11 protein-coding genes are annotated in these 16,647 nt (G+C 67.9%); 7 read left to right on the top strand and 4 right to left on the bottom strand.

Annotated elements, in window-relative coordinates; all coding sequences use genetic code 11:
• Positions 1-100: 100 nt before the first annotated feature.
• Together DB033_RS06870 and DB033_RS06865 are read right to left on the bottom strand one after the other, a co-directional pair.
• Positions 101-1,600 (bottom strand): ANTAR domain-containing protein, encoded by a 1,500-nt coding sequence (locus DB033_RS06870; protein ID WP_170315486.1) that lies wholly within the window; start codon positions 1,598-1,600, stop codon positions 101-103.
• A gap of 1,409 nt (positions 1,601-3,009) precedes the next feature.
• On the bottom strand, positions 3,010-3,861 hold the full coding sequence (locus tag DB033_RS06865) for a hypothetical protein (protein WP_111766024.1): 852 nt from the start codon (positions 3,859-3,861) through the stop codon (positions 3,010-3,012).
• 1,159 nt (positions 3,862-5,020) lie between these two features.
• On the opposite strand from DB033_RS06865, the gene DB033_RS06860 reads away from it, so the two are divergent.
• Positions 5,021-5,296, top strand: coding sequence for a DUF1016 N-terminal domain-containing protein (locus tag DB033_RS06860; RefSeq protein ID WP_205843696.1), 276 nt, complete (start codon positions 5,021-5,023; stop codon positions 5,294-5,296).
• A 314-nt stretch (positions 5,297-5,610) separates the two neighbouring features.
• On the opposite strand, the gene DB033_RS06855 is transcribed toward DB033_RS06860, so the two are convergent.
• Together DB033_RS06855 and DB033_RS06850 are read right to left on the bottom strand one after the other, a co-directional pair.
• Positions 5,611-6,627, bottom strand: coding sequence for an LLM class flavin-dependent oxidoreductase (locus DB033_RS06855; RefSeq protein ID WP_157970555.1), 1,017 nt, complete (start codon positions 6,625-6,627; stop codon positions 5,611-5,613).
• Positions 6,628-7,613: 986 nt separating this feature from the next.
• Complete coding sequence (locus DB033_RS06850) at positions 7,614-8,621, bottom strand: LacI family DNA-binding transcriptional regulator (protein ID WP_111766021.1); 1,008 nt, start codon at positions 8,619-8,621, stop codon at positions 7,614-7,616.
• Positions 8,622-9,052: 431 nt separating this feature from the next.
• Here DB033_RS06850 and DB033_RS06845 point away from each other — a divergent pair, with 431 nt between their 5' ends.
• From DB033_RS06845 to DB033_RS06820, 6 genes are all read left to right on the top strand, one after another.
• Positions 9,053-10,405, top strand: a complete 1,353-nt coding sequence (locus tag DB033_RS06845; RefSeq protein ID WP_205843695.1) for a sugar ABC transporter substrate-binding protein — start codon at positions 9,053-9,055, stop codon at positions 10,403-10,405.
• A 164-nt stretch (positions 10,406-10,569) separates the two neighbouring features.
• Complete coding sequence (locus DB033_RS06840) at positions 10,570-12,117, top strand: ABC transporter permease subunit (protein WP_205843694.1); 1,548 nt, start codon at positions 10,570-10,572, stop codon at positions 12,115-12,117.
• Positions 12,117-13,034, top strand: a complete 918-nt coding sequence (locus DB033_RS06835) for a sugar ABC transporter permease (RefSeq protein WP_111766019.1) — start codon at positions 12,117-12,119, stop codon at positions 13,032-13,034. Before DB033_RS06840 ends, DB033_RS06835 begins: the two co-directional genes overlap by 1 nt.
• Positions 13,035-13,102: 68 nt before the next feature.
• Positions 13,103-14,293 carry an ABC transporter ATP-binding protein gene (locus tag DB033_RS06830; RefSeq protein ID WP_111766018.1) on the top strand — a complete coding sequence of 397 codons (1,191 nt, stop codon included), beginning with the start codon at positions 13,103-13,105 and terminating at the stop codon, positions 14,291-14,293.
• 300 nt (positions 14,294-14,593) lie between these two features.
• Positions 14,594-16,294, top strand: coding sequence for a glycoside hydrolase family 13 protein (locus DB033_RS06825; protein ID WP_240615773.1), 1,701 nt, complete (start codon positions 14,594-14,596; stop codon positions 16,292-16,294).
• Between the two features lie 45 nt (positions 16,295-16,339).
• Positions 16,340-16,618, top strand: coding sequence for a hypothetical protein (locus DB033_RS06820; RefSeq protein ID WP_111766017.1), 279 nt, complete (start codon positions 16,340-16,342; stop codon positions 16,616-16,618).
• Positions 16,619-16,647: the final 29 nt, after the last annotated feature.

Below are 16,647 nucleotides of genomic sequence, written 5' to 3'. Positions count from 1 at the left end.
GTGGGGGCCGGGACTACCGGTCCTCAGGCCCGCACCACGACGCTGCCGAGGTGCGGGAGTCCTCGAGATCCATTGCTGGGGCGCGGATCTCGGCGGGCGGTCAGGAGGAGCGGGGAGCCGTCGGCGCAGCCGAGGTGCTCATGGTGACCGTCGCGTCGAGTCGGACGTCGTCGTCGACGGTGCCCGCGGGGGCGTGCAGCGCCTGCTCGAGGGCGGCCTGCGCCGGCAGGCTCCCGATGAGCTGGAGGCTGTGCGCGCCGGTCCGGGCGAGGTAGGCGTCCGGTGCGGCCGCGCGCAGTCGCTGGGCCGCCAACATGGTGACCACCCGCCCGTCGCTGTGGTCGAGGGCGTCGCCGTCGCCGAAGCGGTCCGACGAGACGGTCGCGACGGTGAACGGGGTCGCCGCCGAACGCAGGTCCTCGACGTGACGCAACGCGGCGGCGCGGTTGGGCAGGCCCGTCGCCGCGTCCTCGAAGGCCAGCCGCCGCAGTTGCTCCTCGCGTTCCACCCGTTCGGTGACGTCGAGTTGGTAACCGATGTAGTGGGTGAGCCGCCCGTGCACGTTGCGCACCGGCGACAGGTGGAACTCGTTCCAGAACGGGGTGCCGTCGGCGGTGAAGTTGCGGATCAGCGTGTCGGTGGACCGCCCGTCGCGCATCGCCTCCCGGATGGCCTGGTTCTGTTCGTCGTTGGTGTGGTCGCCCTGCAGGAAGCGGCAGTTGCGGCCGAGCACGTCGGCCGCCGCATAGCCGGTGAGCCGCTCGAAGGCCGGGTTGACGTACACCAGCGGCCGGTGCGGCACGGTCATGTCGGCGACCGTGATGGAGACGGCCGCGTCGGCGACCGCCCGGGTCAGGATGCCGGGCAGCAGCGCCGCCGGGATGTGGCTGGCGCTCTCGGCGGCCTCCGCGGCGGCGCTGCGCGACTGACCGGCGCTACGGGTCCAGCCCGGGCGCGGGGTGGAGGTACTGCCGAGCGCGGCGAACACCCCCGCCAGTCGCTGCCGCGGCGCGGTCGCGGTCGCGCCGGCCGCCATCGCGTCGATGACGGCCGCGCAGATGTCGCGCAGCTTGACGTTGGCCCGGGAGGAGTGCCACCGCAGCAGGTCGAACGCCTGCTCGGCGTCCAGGTCGAGCACGACCATCATGATGCCCTTGGCCTGGTCGATGACCTCGCGGGTCTGGGTGGCCCGGCTGACGGCCTCCCGGGTCTGGGCCCGGGCCGCCTCCCGGACCTCGTCGGTCAGGTCGGCGACGACCACGTGGACCCCACCGGGGACGCCCGCGGCGGGCACGAAGGTGGAGCACACCACCCGTTCGCCGCCGTCGGCGGTCCGCAACCGGTGCCGCAACACGGCGGGCGTTCCGGACGACCGGCACTCCTCGGCGCGGGCCGACCACAGGTCGCGGTCCAGCGGCGGCAGATGGGCCGACCACGCCGCCGTCGTCGTCACCGGGTCGTGTCCGTCGCCGAAGCCCAGGAGCCGGGCGAGTCCGGTCGCCGCGGACAGGCCCGGACGATCGCCGGTGACGACGAACGACGCGGAGGACGGGTTCATCGACGTCGGGCGGTCCGGGTCGCGGAGCTCACTGCCGGCCACCAACGACCTCCCCCTCGGTTCCTCCGGGCGCGTTCCCGGATCCATGCAACAGCATACAAAGAGCAGCACGTCCGGACGGCGGATCCGACCGGCCCCGTCAGCGTCGCACGCGGACGGCGGGTGCGTCCACGGCCCGGGCCGGTTCGGCGCGGTTTTCCGGCCGTCACCGGATGCACCCGGCGTCCCGTGAGACCGTGCCCGGCCCACCCTGCGGAAGGTCGGCGGTCGAAGGGTGGGCTGCTCGAGGCTGCGACGCCGACGAACCATCTCCCGGTGGACGACACCGCACCGGCGCGGTGACGCGGAGTGGGACCGGAGGTAGTCGAGCCCTCATCCCGCCGTTGGACGCGATACACGCTGAACGGGAGTCTGAGAGTCGTAGCCGGCGATCGAGCTGCGACCGCTCACCCTGGCGTGGCCGCGACACGACGCCGATGACCTGACGGCATCGAGGGGTGGAAGTGCGGTGCGTCCGATGACCGTGACGATCGCCTGGGCGGGTCCGGCCGCCACGGAGCAGGTACTGGCGTCGGCGGTGGCTCGAGTCCGGTCGGGCACCTCGATGCCGCTGCTGATGGGCCGCTCCATGGGCGATGTGGCCATGGGAGGCGCCGCGTCGGCGCACCCAACCGTGCGATGTCAACACGAGGTGTCAGGCGGGCGTCATCGGGTTCGCGGCGTCCGAGGCTCGCGGTGCCGTACCCAGCGACGTCTGGACAGCACGTCGCCGAACAAAGTAGTGACGGCCACGCGCAGCTGCTCGATCGGTCGCACGGCCTTGTACTAGGACTCGCGACTGTCTCAGCCCTTCCGGTGGCGGCATCAACGTGGACTCTCACTGCGCTGGCGCCTCAGGGAATGGTGATCGGGGCGTCTGCCGTCATGTTCTCCACCGCGTCGGGATTGACCGCGGGGGGCTTCGGTAGCTGTGCCAACGCCTCTCTACCCCCGGACCATGGGACCTTGTTGTACGCAGCCCGGACGGGGGTCCGGGGCGGGCGATGTGCGCAGGCACGCGATGTTGGGACGGCGGGGGGAGGGCAAGAAGCAGTCGTCGACGTGGCGATGATCATCGCTGGGGCACTACTCGCACCCGCTGGACCGGCCGCTGACGGAGTCCGCGGAAGCGAGCCGCTGATCTCTGCTGGTCCCGTGTCGCTCATCGCATCGGGCTGAGGCCGGCCCGCGCTGTCGGCCGGGCTTCGCGACTTCGACGACTGAGAACGTCAATGACGACAGGTCCTGTCAGTGGACCTGGCCCGCTCCGTGTCAGCGGCGGCACACCGTGTTCGCCCGGCTCGGCGTCCACCGGGTGAGTGCGTCGGGACCGCGATGTTCGCCATCAACGTGCAGCGGCAGGGGCGTACCGAGGTCTGCGTGGCGCTGGTGGTCATCGCAGCTCGACGGTGTCACCTGTTCTCAGCGCATTCCGCCTGTCGGAGCCGGTGTGGTCCCCGGGCGACAGACGAGTCGATCGTGGCAATTGTGTCAGTGGTGTAAGCGGTAGCGGCGTCGAAACGTTGCGTCGCCAGGTCGCGATCAAGATGGCAGGAATGATGAGCAGCGAGGTGCGCCCCATCAGCACGCTGATGTCGTCGGGCTCGGTCAGCGCCGGAATCGCGTAGTAAGCGAACAGGGTGAGCGTCGCAGCGATGAGCACGCAGGCCCGCGCGACCCGATGGCTGCCGAAAACCGGCCACTCCCAGTGCGAAGGGCAACACCGAGCGGTAGAAGTCGACGATGGCCAGGACCGCCAGATTGCCCACGATACCGTACACCAGCCATTCGGAGATTCCGCTGCCCAGCAGGAAATGATGGACGTCGCCGCCGTCGGTGAACATCCGCATCGGAATGTAGTCATAGATGTTGGCCAGCCCGAAGAACACGTACCAGAGCAGGATGTAAGCCACCCACGGTCGAGCGGCGATCGAGTCCTTGAAGATCAACCATCGACAAACGAGATAGGGCACCGCGTTCCCCAGGCCTGGTCCTGCGAAGGCGACCAGAGCCACCTGCCAGTCCTTACCGGCAGCGAGCGCAGCGCTGTAGTCGACGTTCTCGTCGACCTGCGTCGCCAGCATGATGTTGATCAGGCTGCTGTCGCCCCAGGTGATGTTCCCCGGCTGCGGCTTGATGCCCACGATCCACGCCGTCACCGAGTGCGCGTACTCGTGGGGGAGATAGGCGAGGTAGTGGACGAGCCACATGATCACGGGCGTAGCGATCACGAACGCCCAGGGATTGCTGCCGGACGCCTTCATCGTGTTCCTCCTACGGTGACGTGAACGCGCGTGGCGGGTCAGCGGAGCTGTGCAGGGCGCACCGGCGAGACCCGCCACCGCGCCCGCCACTGATGTCCGGCCCGATCATTCGCGCCGCGCATTCCGATGATCAATGGACCTGTGTCCACAGGTCGGCGCCGGTGATGCGACCCCAGGTCCTGTCAGGCCCACGTCGCTCGGTACGGTGCCACGTACCACGGCAGGTACCAGATCCTTCACGGTGCGACCCCCGGCGCCACGCGGTCAGGTGATCGAGGCGATCCATCGGACCGCCGGCTGCACGACCCATCCCGCCACGAGTCGCGGGTCGGCAGGCGGCGTGTCGACGATGACCGGCCTTCGCCAATCCCGAGATCGGTGACGACTGCCAGATCACCGCGGAGGCGTCGTGCAGCACTATTGCCAGCTGCAGATCGCGGACGTCCCGGCCGATGTCGTGGACCGCGCCCCCAGGCAGAACAGCCGTTCAGCGACCGCACCACGCCGTCGAGAGTCGAGCCTCAGCAGCCGTTGTCGTACGAAGACACCCGTTCCAGTGCTGCGTCGCTATTGCCACCCAGCACGATGTGGATTTCGCTGCCGGGCGGACGATTCCGGAGGCGGCTCCGTGGTGTTCTACTACTTCGGTCGGACCGCGGCAACGACGCGTTACTGGCCGATCACGACCTCGCCAAGCGCGACGGCACGGTCACCTATGGCGGCGGCACGTAGGGCCGATCGACGATCTAGCCGGGCCGTTCGCCACCATCCACAGCCGCACCACCGACACCGCAGGTCTACAGACGAAATGGGAACAGACCACTGCTGGGCTCGAGTAGGGCGGCATTGCTTGCCGGAGCCGGTCGCCGAGTCGCGGCGTCCGCTCCTCGAGGGGACCGATCGGAATGCCGATAATGATCGGTTACGTCAAGCCGCCCGAGCGCCCAGCGGGGTGAGCGGGCCGGGGTTGCGCTTCCGCGCTGGGGGAGGGGGCGCAATCGCGCAAGGGTGTCTTGCGCAATCTCCTGTCCGGCGGCGGTGCTGAGCCGCCGGCACGGCGAGATGGCTTCCGGGGGTTCTGTCGGGCGGGTGTTGGAGGATGGGTCGGTGACGAATCCTGGGGAGGTCGCCGGCGCTGCCTGACGGCTACGCGGGTTTGTTGGCCGAGTTGAAGGCGACGGTGCGGGCGGCGCGGGTGGGTGCAGCCCGGTCGGTGAACCAGGAGGTTCTGGATTTGTACTGGCGGATCGGCCGGCTGGTCTTGGATCGGCAGCAGAGTGAGGGCTGGGGCATGAAGGTCATCGACCGGCTATCGGCGGATCTGCGTGCGGAGTTCCTGGGGATGCGCGGGTTCAGCGCTCGCAGCTTGGTGTACATGCGCAGCTTCGCCGCTGCGTGGCCGCAGCCATGTCACGACCCTGCTCGACGCGCTTGACGACCGGGCTTGTCGGGACTGGTACGCGGCCCGCGGCGCTGAGCAGGGGTGGTCGGCTGCGCTGTGGCGCACTACATCCGCAGTGGGCTGCACCAGCGGGCCGGTGCGGCACTTCGCGTTGCTTTCGGCCGCGGGGATGATCGTGGCGGCACCCATCGTGGTGCTGTACGTGTTCGCCCAGCGCCACTTCATCCCGGGATAATCGGCGGCAGCGTGAAGGGATGACGGCCAGGGCGCAGGGGTCGAGGACGAGCAACGGCCCGGGGCGGGTCTCCGCCCCGAGCGGTTCCGGCGTCTGTGGCGACAGCGGCGGATCAGCGCCAGCCGAGCTCCGGCGCCACCTGGGTCAGCAGCGCCTCCAGCACGTGGGCGCAGTAGTCGACGCCCAGCTGGTTGGGGATGGTGATCAGCAGGGTGTCGGCCGCGGCGATCGCCTCGTCCTCCCGCAACTGGCGGATCAATGTCTCCGGCTCGCCGGCGTAGGTCTTCCCGAACCGGGCCTTGCCGCCGTCCAGATAGCCGACCTGGTCGCCGCTGCCCCCCTCCCTGCCGAAGTAGGCGCGATCGAGGTCGCTGACGATCGGGAAGATGCTGCGGCTGACCGACACCCGCGGTTCCCGGTCGTGCCCGGCGTCGGCCCAGGCCTTTCGGAAGCGCAGGATCTGCTCGGCCTGCAGCTGGTGGAACGGGACCCCGGTGTCCTCGCTGAGCAGGGTCGAGCTCATCAGGTTCATCCCCTGCTGCGCGGTCCACTCGGCCGTGGCCCGGGTGCCGGCGCCCCACCAGATGCGATCGCGCAGCCCGGGGGAGTGCGGCTCCAGGCGCAGCGGGCCGGGCGGGTTGGGGAACATCGGCCGGGGGTTCGGCTGTGCGAAGCCCTCGCCCTTCAGCACTTCCATGAGGACGGCGGTGTGCTCCCGCGCCATGGCGGCGTGGTCGTCCCCCTCGGGCTGGTACCCGAAGTAGCGGAACCCGTCCTGGACCTGCTCGGGCGATCCCCGGCTGATGCCGAGCTGCAGCCGCCCGCCGGAGATGAGATCGGCCGCCCCGGCGTCCTCGGCCATGTACAGCGGGTTCTCGTAGCGCATGTCGATGACGCCGGTACCGATCTCGATGCGGCTGGTACGGGCGCCGACCGCGGCGAGCAGCGGGAACGGCGACGCGAGCTGCCGGGCGAAATGGTGCACCCGGTAGTAGGCGCCGTCCGCGCCCAGCTCCTCCGCGGCCACGGCCAGGTCGATGGACTGCAGCAACACGTCCGAGGCGGTCCGGGCCCGGGACTGGGGCGAGTCGCTCCAGTGCCCGAACGACAAGAACCCGATCTTTTTCATGTCGCGTTCAACCATCCTGCCGGCCCGGTTCTTCCCAGGCGCCGGGTCAAGGCATCCGCCGGCCGGTGAACGCCTGCATTGCCAGCATCGACTCGAGCTCGGTGGTTCCACACGGCTTCGCGTACAGAAAGCCCCGGGCCCGGGTGAGCCCAGACCCACCAGCGTCGCGGCGGCCTGCTCGGTCTCCACCCCCTCCGCGACCAGGTCGAGTTGGAAGGCGTCGGCGAAGGCCACGATTGACCGCACAATCTCAAGGTCACCGGGGTCGATGACACCAATAGAGCCGCGACGACCAAGATCCGAAATGGGTCAACGACGACCCGTGGCGGCGGATCCGGCCTTTCGACGCCTTGCGCGCTATGCCGATAATGATCGGAACCGTCAAGCGGGTCGTCCCGCCCGCAAGAGGCCGAGGAGCGGCTGCAAGCAGCGGAGGCAGCGGCCGGGCTGCCGGTCTGCCGGTACAGCCCTCGCGATGTACCGGCGCGGCTCGAGTGAGCGCTCGGTTCGGCGCGGACAGCGCGTACTGGTGCCATCCAGCTTCAGCGGAAGATCCGCGGCCTGTCACTTGACGACCACCGCTGCAGGTCCGGCGTTGATGGCGGTTACGCCGGGCGGTACTGCCGATGTCAGCAGGTAGGCGAAGACGGGTTCGTGGTCGGCGGCCAGTTCGTCGAGTGTCACGCTGTCCTGGAGGCGGATGCCGTGGTGGGTGATGAATTCCTGGGTGGTACTGGGCGAAGCCTTGGGCGCCGGCCCCGGCGAACGGTTTCGCCGCCCAGGTGTCGGCGCCGACGATCGCGGGCCGGACCCGGGCCGGCTAACCCGGTTAGCTGCTGCTTGGTGCGACGCAGCTGGCCGGAACGGCGATCCAGACGCGGCAGAGGGACCCGGTGAGGCCCGCTATGCGAGGGTCACGGGGCTGGTCGGTGTGTTGTTGGTGAGGGTCAGGTCGATGTTGCCTGCTGGGCAGCTCGGTCGGCTCGTCACCGGGGGGCGGCGACTGACCCACGGCGGGTGAGCCGCATGGGGACGCGGTGAACGGCGCGCTGTTCAGCCGGTCTGAGGAGTAGCTCGGTCGCGCGGCGGCCGAGCTCGAGGTGGGGGATGGCGATGCTGGTCAAGCCAGGGCGCGACCACGCAGCGAGGTCAGAGTCATCGAAGGAGATGACCGAGACGTCCTCCGGGACACTGAGTCCGGCGTCCGACAGGGCCTGGTAAGCGCCGAAGGCAACACGGTCGTTCATGCAGATCAGCGCGGTGGGGGCAGGACTCTGCTGCAACAACCGAGAAACCGCGCTGTGGGACTGTTCTGGCCACCACATTGCTGAGACTTGCCCTGCCAGTTGCAGTCCGGACTCCTCGAGCTTGCTCACGACACCGCGGTAGCGTTCGGCGCCGGCGATGACGTGGTGCAGGGTTTCGCCGATGAGGTGGATGCCGTCGGTGTGGCCGGCGTCGAGGAGGGCCTGCGCGACGACCCGGCCGGCGGTTTCCTCGTCGGGGATCACTGCCGGGACGTCGGCGCCGGGATCGAGGCAGTTGAGCATGACAACGGGCTCCGACTTGAGGATTTCGGGCAGCTGGACCTGACGGGTGTCCAGGGAGGCATAGAGGAAGCCGCCGACGCCCCGGTCGAGCATGCTCCTGACGAGCTGTTGCTCCAAGTGGGGATCGCCTTCGCTCTCGCCGACGAACAGGAGATGGTCATGCAGCAGAGCGGTGGTCATGCTGCTGCGGATCAGCTGTCCTGCGAAAGACTCGGTAGCGATGACGTCAGAAATCAGCCCGATCGTCTGTGAGAGATTGGTCCGTAGGCTCTTCGCCAGCAGGTTCGGTCGGTAATCAAGTTCGCGTGCCGCTTGGAGGACGCGCTGTTCGGCATCGGCGGAGATGCGCATGTCGCGTCGCCCGGTCATGACGAACGATGCCGTAGTGCGGGAGACGCCTGCGTGGCGGGCGACCTCGCCCAGGGTGACGCGTTGCCGGGTCATGGTGTTTCACCTCGCATCGACATGTGCGTGGGACTGTACCGAGATCAGATCGGTCCACTCCGTACTGGGTGTCTTCGCCGGGGCGAGAGCGCTGTCCCGGCCGTGTTGCTTGACCTGGTCTTCGTGATTGAGGACCACGCGGCCGAGTCGGCTGTTCGGGGGGTCGGTGATGTCGACGAAGTAGCCGCTGGCGAACAGATGTTAGACCTGATGGTCACAGTTTCGTAACGGTGGGCTTGACAGCTGAAACGGCGCGGTGCACCCTTTGCTAACTCCATTCAGCAAGCCCAATTGTGCGTTGCCTCACAGCGTAGATGTGGTCCCCCTACGGGTGCTTCTACGCGATCTGGCGGCGCGCTGCTGCGTCGCGCCGGTTTTCGGTGGATCGCTGAGTGGCCCTCATCCCTACGGCAGTGTCGAGGAGTCACAGCATGAAGTTGCGCACGATGAAAGCGGTTGCCGGGGCAGGTGTCCTGGCCATGGTGTTAGCCGCCTGCGGCGGCAGCGACACCCCCGCGGCGTCCACCACCTCCACACCGAGCACCACCGCCGGCTCGTCAGCGTCGGCCTCGGGGTCGACTTCCGGTCCGGCCACCGAAACGTCCGAGGCGCCGGCGGAGAACACTGATTCCTCCGCGCCGCCGGCGATCGACGAGAACGCCGACCTGGTCATTTGGACGGCGCAGCTGGAGTCGGCGGCGATCCAGGCGGCTGCAGACAAGTTCGCCGCCGACAACGGCATCACGGTCAGCGTTCAGATCGTTGCCGACGGCCGGACCGCGTTCCTCAACGCATCCCAGGCCGGGCAGGCGCCGGATCTGATCAACGGCGCGCACGACTGGATCGGCCAGCTTGTCCAGAACGGCGCAATCGATCCGGTCCAGCTTGACGAGGCCACCCAGGCCAAGTTCAACCCACTGGCCATCGAGGGTGTCACGTTCAACGGCCAGATCTACGGCGTGCCATACGATCTCGGCAACATCTTCCTGATCCGCAACACCGATCTTGCGCCGGAGGCGCCGACGTCGATCGAGGACATGGTGGCCACCGGCAAGCAGCTCGTCGCCGACGGTAAGGCCAGCGAGATCATGGCGCTGCCGGTCGGACAGAACGGCGATCCGTACCACATGTATCCGTTGTTCACCTCGGGTGGCGGCTACCTGTTCGGCCAGGGCGCCAACGGTGATTACGACCCGAAGGATCTCGGGCTCACCAAGCCCGAAGCGACCGCGGCGATGGCCAAGATCGGCGCGCTCGGCGCCGAGGGTGCGCTCAAGACATCGATCGAGCCTGGCAACCTGGTGCCGTTCTTCACCGACAAGAAGACCGCCTACATGGTCACCGGCCCGTGGAACCTGCCGGACATCAAGAAGTCCGGGGTGCCGTTCGCCATCAGCCCGGTCCCGGGATTCGAGGGTGGCGCCGAGGCGAAGCCGTTCGTCACCGTCGACGCGATGTACGTGGCCAGCAAGGGCAAGCACAAGACCGTCGCCGAAGAGTTCGCGCTGAACTACTTCGCCTCTGACGAGGTGTCCGAGGCGCTGTACCAGCTCAGCCCCCGGCAGCCTGCGTTGACCTCGGTGTACGACAAGGAGGTCGCAGCCGACCCGGTGCTCGCTGACGTTGCTGAAGCAGGCAAGAACGGCGACATCCTGCCCGCCATCCCTGAGATGGCGTCGGTGTGGGATCCGTTCGGCAAGGCCCAGGCAGCCGTGATCGGCGGCGCCGACCCGGCGACGACCACCGAAGCCGCCGCGCAGGCAATCCAAGCCGCCATCGGCTGACGCGCTTCGCCGTCGAGCCGGCCGGACCCGTATCCGGCCGGCTCGACCCGCACGGCCCCCTTGTACTTCTTCATCGTTCACAGGAGAGCGTTGTGGCTCAACAGTCCGCATCGACGACGATGACCCCTTCCGACGGAAGTGGCCCGCCGCCCAAGAAACAAGGTTTGAGCGTCGCCTCCAAGCGGGGATCCACGCTCGGCACCATCGTGAAGATCCTGCTGCTCGGCGTCGTCGCTGCGGTCGCGGTCTTCTCGATGCTCCCGCTCATCGAGCGGAAGAACTGGATCGGCGTCGCCATCGTCGTTGTCACTACACTGGCGCTGTTCTACATCTACCTCTCACCCAAGCTCATCCCGGCCAAGTACCTCGTCGTGGGCACCCTGTTCCTCGCCGTGTTCCAGGTCTTGCCGATCGTCTACACGGTCACCACGGCGTTCACGAACTTCGGTGACGGTCACCGCGGCACCAAGGAAGAAGCCATCGTCGCCATCCAGGCGAGCTCGGTGAAGGAAGTGGAAGGCGGCGCCACCTACACCCTGTCCATCGGCGTCGAAGGCGACTCCACCACCGGCCCCGTGGTGTTCCTACTCGCCGACCCGGACGGCAACACCTTCCTCGGCACCGCCGACGGCGTCACCCCACTGGACAAGGCCGCGGTCACCCAGAACAACTCCGGCAAGATCACCGCCGCCGAGGGCTACACCGTGCTCAACCTCGGCCAAGCCGCAGACCGGCAGACCGACATCACCGCACTGATCGTGCCCACCGCCGACGGCGCCATCATCGCCAAAGGCGTCAGCAGCGCGTTCGAGGGCGGCGCCACCCGCACCTACAACGCCGCGAGCGACACCATCACCGACAGCTCCACCGGTGAGACGTGGACCGCCGACGGCACCGACGGCTACTTCAAAGACGCCACCGGGGCGTTCTTGCCGCAGGGTTGGCAGGTCAACGTCGGATTCAAGAACTTCGTCGACGTGTTCACCAACCCCTCGATCGCGAAGTACTTCCTCCAGGTCATCATCTGGAACTTCGCGTTCGCCATCCTCGTCATGGCAACCACGTTCGCGCTGGGCCTGGCGGTGGCGATGGTGATGAACAGCGACAAGCTCAAAGGTAAGAAGGTCTACCGCTCGATCCTGATCCTCCCGTACGCGATGCCCGGGTTTGCGATGCTGCTGCTCTGGCGCGACATGTTCAACACCGACTACGGCCTGATCAACAACCTCTTCGGCCTGAACGTCGACTGGTTCGGCAACCCCTGGGCCGCCCGCGCTGCGGTGCTCATCGTGCAGCTTTGGATGGGCTACCCGTACATGTTCCTGGTATGCACCGGCGCGCTGCAGGCCATCCCGTCCGACCTCACCGAAGCCGCCGGCGTCGACGGAGCCAAGCCGTTCTACGCCTTTCGCACCATCACCTTCCCGCTGCTCCTGGTGGCAGTCGCGCCGCTGCTGATCGCAACGTTCGCGTTCAACTTCAACAACTTCGGCGCGATCTACCTCGTCAGCGGCGGCGGTCCCTTCCCGGCCGACAACCCCACCGTCGGTGCCACCGACCTGCTGATCAGCTACACCTACCGACTCGCCTTCGGCGGTCAGGGCGCCCAGTACGGCCTCGCCGCGGCCATCTCGATCCTGATCTTCATCATCGTGGCGGCCGTGTCGTTCATCGGATTCAAGCGGACCAAGGCGCTCGAGGAGATCAACTGATGTCACAGATCACGGGCAGCAGCCCCCTCTCCGCAACAGACCTCGACGAGCCGGTCAGGCTCGGCAGCGCCCAGGGCGGCTGGTTCCGCCGCTCCGGCTGGCGGCACCTGGTCGCGCTCGTCGCAGTGTTCTTCGCCGTATTCCCCATCCTGTTCATGGTGTCCGCGGCACTGAACCCGCTCGGCACGCTGGCCGCGTCCACGCTGATCCCGACCGGCGCCAGCTTCAACAACTTCAACCGGTTGTTCAACGAAACCGACTACTGGCGTTGGCTTCTCAATTCACTCATCATCGGCGTGTCCTCCACCGTCGCGTCGATCTTCGTCTCGACGTGCGCGGCGTTCGCGTTCTCCCGCTTCCGGTTCAAGGGCCGCCGCGCCGGGCTGCTGGCGGTGCTGATGATCCAGATGTTCCCGGTGTTCCTGGCCCTGGTGTCGCTGTACCTGATCTTCGCCACGATCACCGATCTGTACCCCGTGATCGGGTTCAACACCCCCTGGTCGCTGATCATCCTGGGTCTCGGCGGCGCGTTGGGCGGCACCACCTGGCTGATCAAAGGTTTCCTGGACACGGTCCCGAAGGATCTCGACGAATCGGCCACCGTCGACGGTGCCACCCACGTGCAGATCTTCTTCGGGATCATCTTCCCGCTGATCACCCCGATCATCGCGATCACCGGGCTGCTGGCGTTCATCGGCTCAATCAGCGAATTCCTCATCGCCAGCATCTTCCTCACCGAGCCGACCCAGAAGACCGTCGCCGTGGGCCTTTACGGGATGGTCGCCAACGAACGCAACGCCAACTTCGGGATGTTCGCCGCCGGCGCGATCATCACCGCGATCCCGATCGTGCTGCTGTTCCAGTACCTGCAGAAGTACATCGTCGGTGGCCTGACCGCCGGCGCGGTCAAGGGATGACCGCACCTCGACCGTCGACGACGACGGCAGCCCCGCTCATGACACTCACTGCAGGTAAGGAACTCTAGATGGCCCCCGTGACCCTCGACCGGATCAACAAAACCTACGAGAACGGCTTCCACGCCGTCCAGGACCTCAGCATCGACATCGCCGACGGCGAGTTCATCGTGCTCGTCGGACCGTCCGGCTGCGGCAAGTCCACCGCACTCCGGATGGTCGCCGGCCTCGAGGACATCAGCACCGGAACGCTCAAGATCGGCGACCGGGTGGTGAACACCCTGTCTCCCAAGGACCGCGACATCGCCATGGTGTTCCAGTCCTACGCGCTCTACCCGCACATGACGGTCGGCGACAACATCGGCTACGGCCTGCGGATCCGCAAGATGGAAAAGTCGGAGATCCAGCGCCGGGTCAAGAACGCCGCCGACATGCTCGAGCTCACCCCGCTGCTCGACCGCAAACCCAAGCAGCTCTCCGGCGGTCAGCGACAGCGGGTCGCCATGGGACGCGCCATCGTCCGCGAACCACAGGTCTTCCTGATGGACGAGCCGCTGTCCAACCTCGACGCCAAGCTCCGCGTCCAGATGCGCGCCGAGATCGGCCAGGTCCAACAGGATCTCAACGTCACAACTCTCTACGTCACCCACGACCAGGTCGAGGCCATGACGATGGGAGACCGGGTGGTCGTGCTCAAAGCCGGCCTGCTGATGCAGGTCGGCGCACCCCAGTTCCTGTACGACAACCCCGCCAACGTCTTCGTCGCCGGCTTCATCGGCTCACCGCCGATGAACATGGGCATGGGTCGCATCGGCCGCGACGGCGACGACTACACCGTCACCCTCGGCAGCTCCACCCTCACCCTCGCACCGGAACTGATCGCGGAAAAGCCGGCCCTGAAGAACCACGTCGGCAACGAGGTCATCGTCGGCCTCCGCAGCGAGGACATGGAGGACGCCTCCATTCGCAAGGGCGCCACCGAAACCCTCGACGCACACGTCGTTCTCACCGAGGCACTCGGCTCGGAGATCGTCGTCCACTTCGAGACCGACATCACCAAGGTCGTCACCGAGGACACCAAGCTGCTTGCCGAGGAGTCGGGTGAGGCCGACGTCGCCTCCATCGGAGGCGACCGCACCAAGTGGGTCGCCTCGTTCGCGCCCCGCTCCCGGGTCCGCCCCCGGGACGAGATCAAGGTCGTCGTGGACACCGAGCGGCTGCACTTCTTCGACGCCACCACCAGCAACGCCATCAACCACTGACTGATCCGCTGCCGGTGTCCCGGCTCATCACGGGACACCGGCGACAGGAGGACCGGTGTCCGGCCGTGGGTGGGGCCATCCACGGCCGGATGCCCCACGCCCTCACCGCGTCTCCCGCTCACCTCGTGCCCTGGAAGGGCTGCCCGCATGCCACCCGTTGCCCCCGCCGCCGAATCCGGCGCCGCACCCCAGATCGCACTCGGACCCCACCACGACGGGTCCGCTCTGTTCGTCGCTGACGAGACCCCCCGCCGCGGCGACCACGTCCCGGTGCGAGTACGGGTACCGGCCGGAACCGGCGTGGACACCGTCCGGATCCGAGTCATCCGCGACGCCGAACCGACCTTCGTCGACGCCACCCCCGACGGCACCAGCGACGGCGACCAGTGGTTCACCGCCGACGTCGAGGTCCACAACCCGATGACCCGCTACCGCGTCCAGCTCGACCGCGGCGCCCTGGGATACTCCTGGCTCAACGGCTCCGGCGAGCACCACCGCGACATCCCCGACGCCCACGACTTCCGGCTCACCACCTACGATCCCGGCCCCGACTGGGCGCGCGACGCCGTGGTCTACCAGGTGTTCCCCGACCGGTTCGCCGCCAGTAGCGCCCACCGCGACCTACCGGACTGGGCAGAACCTGCCGGCTGGGACGACACCGTCATCCACCAGGGTCCGCACACGCCGCTGCAGTTCTACGGCGGCGACCTGGACGGCATCCGCGGAAAGCTCGACCACCTCACCGACCTCGGCGTTACGGCGCTGTACCTGACGCCCGTTTTCCCGGCCCGGTCCAACCATCGCTACAACGCCTCGAGCTTCGCCGAAGTCGACCCGCTGCTCGGCGGCGATCCAGCGCTGGCCCGGCTGGCGCAGGCCTGCCACGACAAAGGCCTGCGCATCATCGGTGACCTCACCACCAACCACTCCGGCGACGACCACCCGTGGTTCCGGTCGGCACTCGACCACCCGAACGCGGCGGAGCGGTCGTTCTACTACATGGACGCCGCCGGCGATTACATCAGCTGGCTCGGTGTTCCGAGCCTCCCGAAATTCGACCTCGGATCCCAGGAGCTCCGAAACCGCATGTTCGGCGTCGGGGACTCCGTCGTCTCCCGCTGGCTGCGGCCCCCGTACGACCTCGACGGCTGGCGTATCGACGTGGCCAACATGACCGGCCGGCACGGCGAACACGACCACGGCAACGACATCGCCACCCTGATCCGCCGCACCCTCGACCACGTCCGCCCGGAATCGGTGCTGCTCGCCGAGTACACCAACGACTTCACCGCCGACCTCACCGGTGACGGCTGGCAGGGCTCGATGAACTACGCCGGGTTCGGCCGACCGGTATGGTCATGGCTGCAATCAAGCGACTACGAGGCGTCCCTGCAGGGCAACCCGTACCGGACCGCCCGCCGCGGCGGCCCCGCCACCGCCGCCAGCATGCGCGAGTTCGCAGCCGCCGTGCCGTGGAAGGTCGCCGGCCGGCACTGGAACCTGACCAGCTCCCACGACACCGCCCGGATCCGCACCGTCGCCGGCACCCCCGAAATGGTGCGGGTCGCCGCCGGGCTGCTGTTCACCTACCTCGGCACCCCCATGGTCTTCGCCGGCGACGAGATCGGCCTCGAGGGGACCAACGGTGAGGACGCGCGACGCACCATGCCCTGGGGCCGGCCCGACGCCTGGGACCACGCCACCCTCGCGGTGTACCGCGACCTCATCGCCGTCCGCCACGCCCACCCGGCGCTGCGCCGCGGCGGGCTGCGTTGGGTCCTCCAGACCGACGACGCCCTCGGTTACCTCAGAGAAACCCCCGACGAACGCGTGCTGGTCGTGGTCGCGCGCGCACCGTGGTCCGGGGCGCTGCTCCCGGGTGCACTTGCACCGACAGGTGAGGCCGGAAGGCTCTACGGCGAAGCTGAGCTCACCGTCGCCGGCGGTGCGGTCCTCGTGCCCGGCGACGGCCCCGGCGTCGGCATCTGGCAGCTCGGCTGACCCCGTTCGTACACGCTCACACATTTACGCCGAGAGGACCACCTGATGAAGGACATCCACGCACTCATCGCCGACGTCGAGGCGAAGTGGCAGACCACGACCCACGAGCAGCGCACCGACCTGATCACCCAGCTCCGCAACGCCGAAGCCACGGTCACGGACCTCGACGACCTCACCCGCACCCGCATCGGCGGTCTCGTCCGCACCATCCAGGCCGCCCAGCACACCCCCGACAAGGACTACCTCGCCCCGCCGCTGAGTCAGGGCACCGGATTCGGCTTCGGGCAGACCCAGCCCAGCCGGTTCGACACCCCGGACCGCTGACCGCGGCTGCGACCCTGTCTGTCTGTTCG

It is taken from the genome of Nakamurella deserti (genome assembly GCF_003260015.1).
Classification (GTDB): domain Bacteria; phylum Actinomycetota; class Actinomycetes; order Mycobacteriales; family Nakamurellaceae; genus Nakamurella; species Nakamurella deserti.
Note: the sequence above shows the minus strand (reverse complement) of the source record. Positions and strands in the feature narration are given on the sequence as shown.

Coding starts and splice junctions, on each gene's coding strand:
- DB033_RS06865 (WP_111766024.1), bottom strand. CDS start 3,861: ATGAAGGCGTCCGGCAGCAATCCCTGGGCGTTCGTGATCGCTACGCCC.
- DB033_RS06855 (WP_157970555.1), bottom strand. CDS start 6,627: ATGAAAAAGATCGGGTTCTTGTCGTTCGGGCACTGGAGCGACTCGCCC.
- DB033_RS06850 (WP_111766021.1), bottom strand. CDS start 8,621: ATGACCCGGCAACGCGTCACCCTGGGCGAGGTCGCCCGCCACGCAGGC.
- DB033_RS06845 (WP_205843695.1), top strand. CDS start 9,053: ATGAAGTTGCGCACGATGAAAGCGGTTGCCGGGGCAGGTGTCCTGGCC.
- DB033_RS06835 (WP_111766019.1), top strand. CDS start 12,117: ATGTCACAGATCACGGGCAGCAGCCCCCTCTCCGCAACAGACCTCGAC.
- DB033_RS06830 (WP_111766018.1), top strand. CDS start 13,103: ATGGCCCCCGTGACCCTCGACCGGATCAACAAAACCTACGAGAACGGC.
- DB033_RS06820 (WP_111766017.1), top strand. CDS start 16,340: ATGAAGGACATCCACGCACTCATCGCCGACGTCGAGGCGAAGTGGCAG.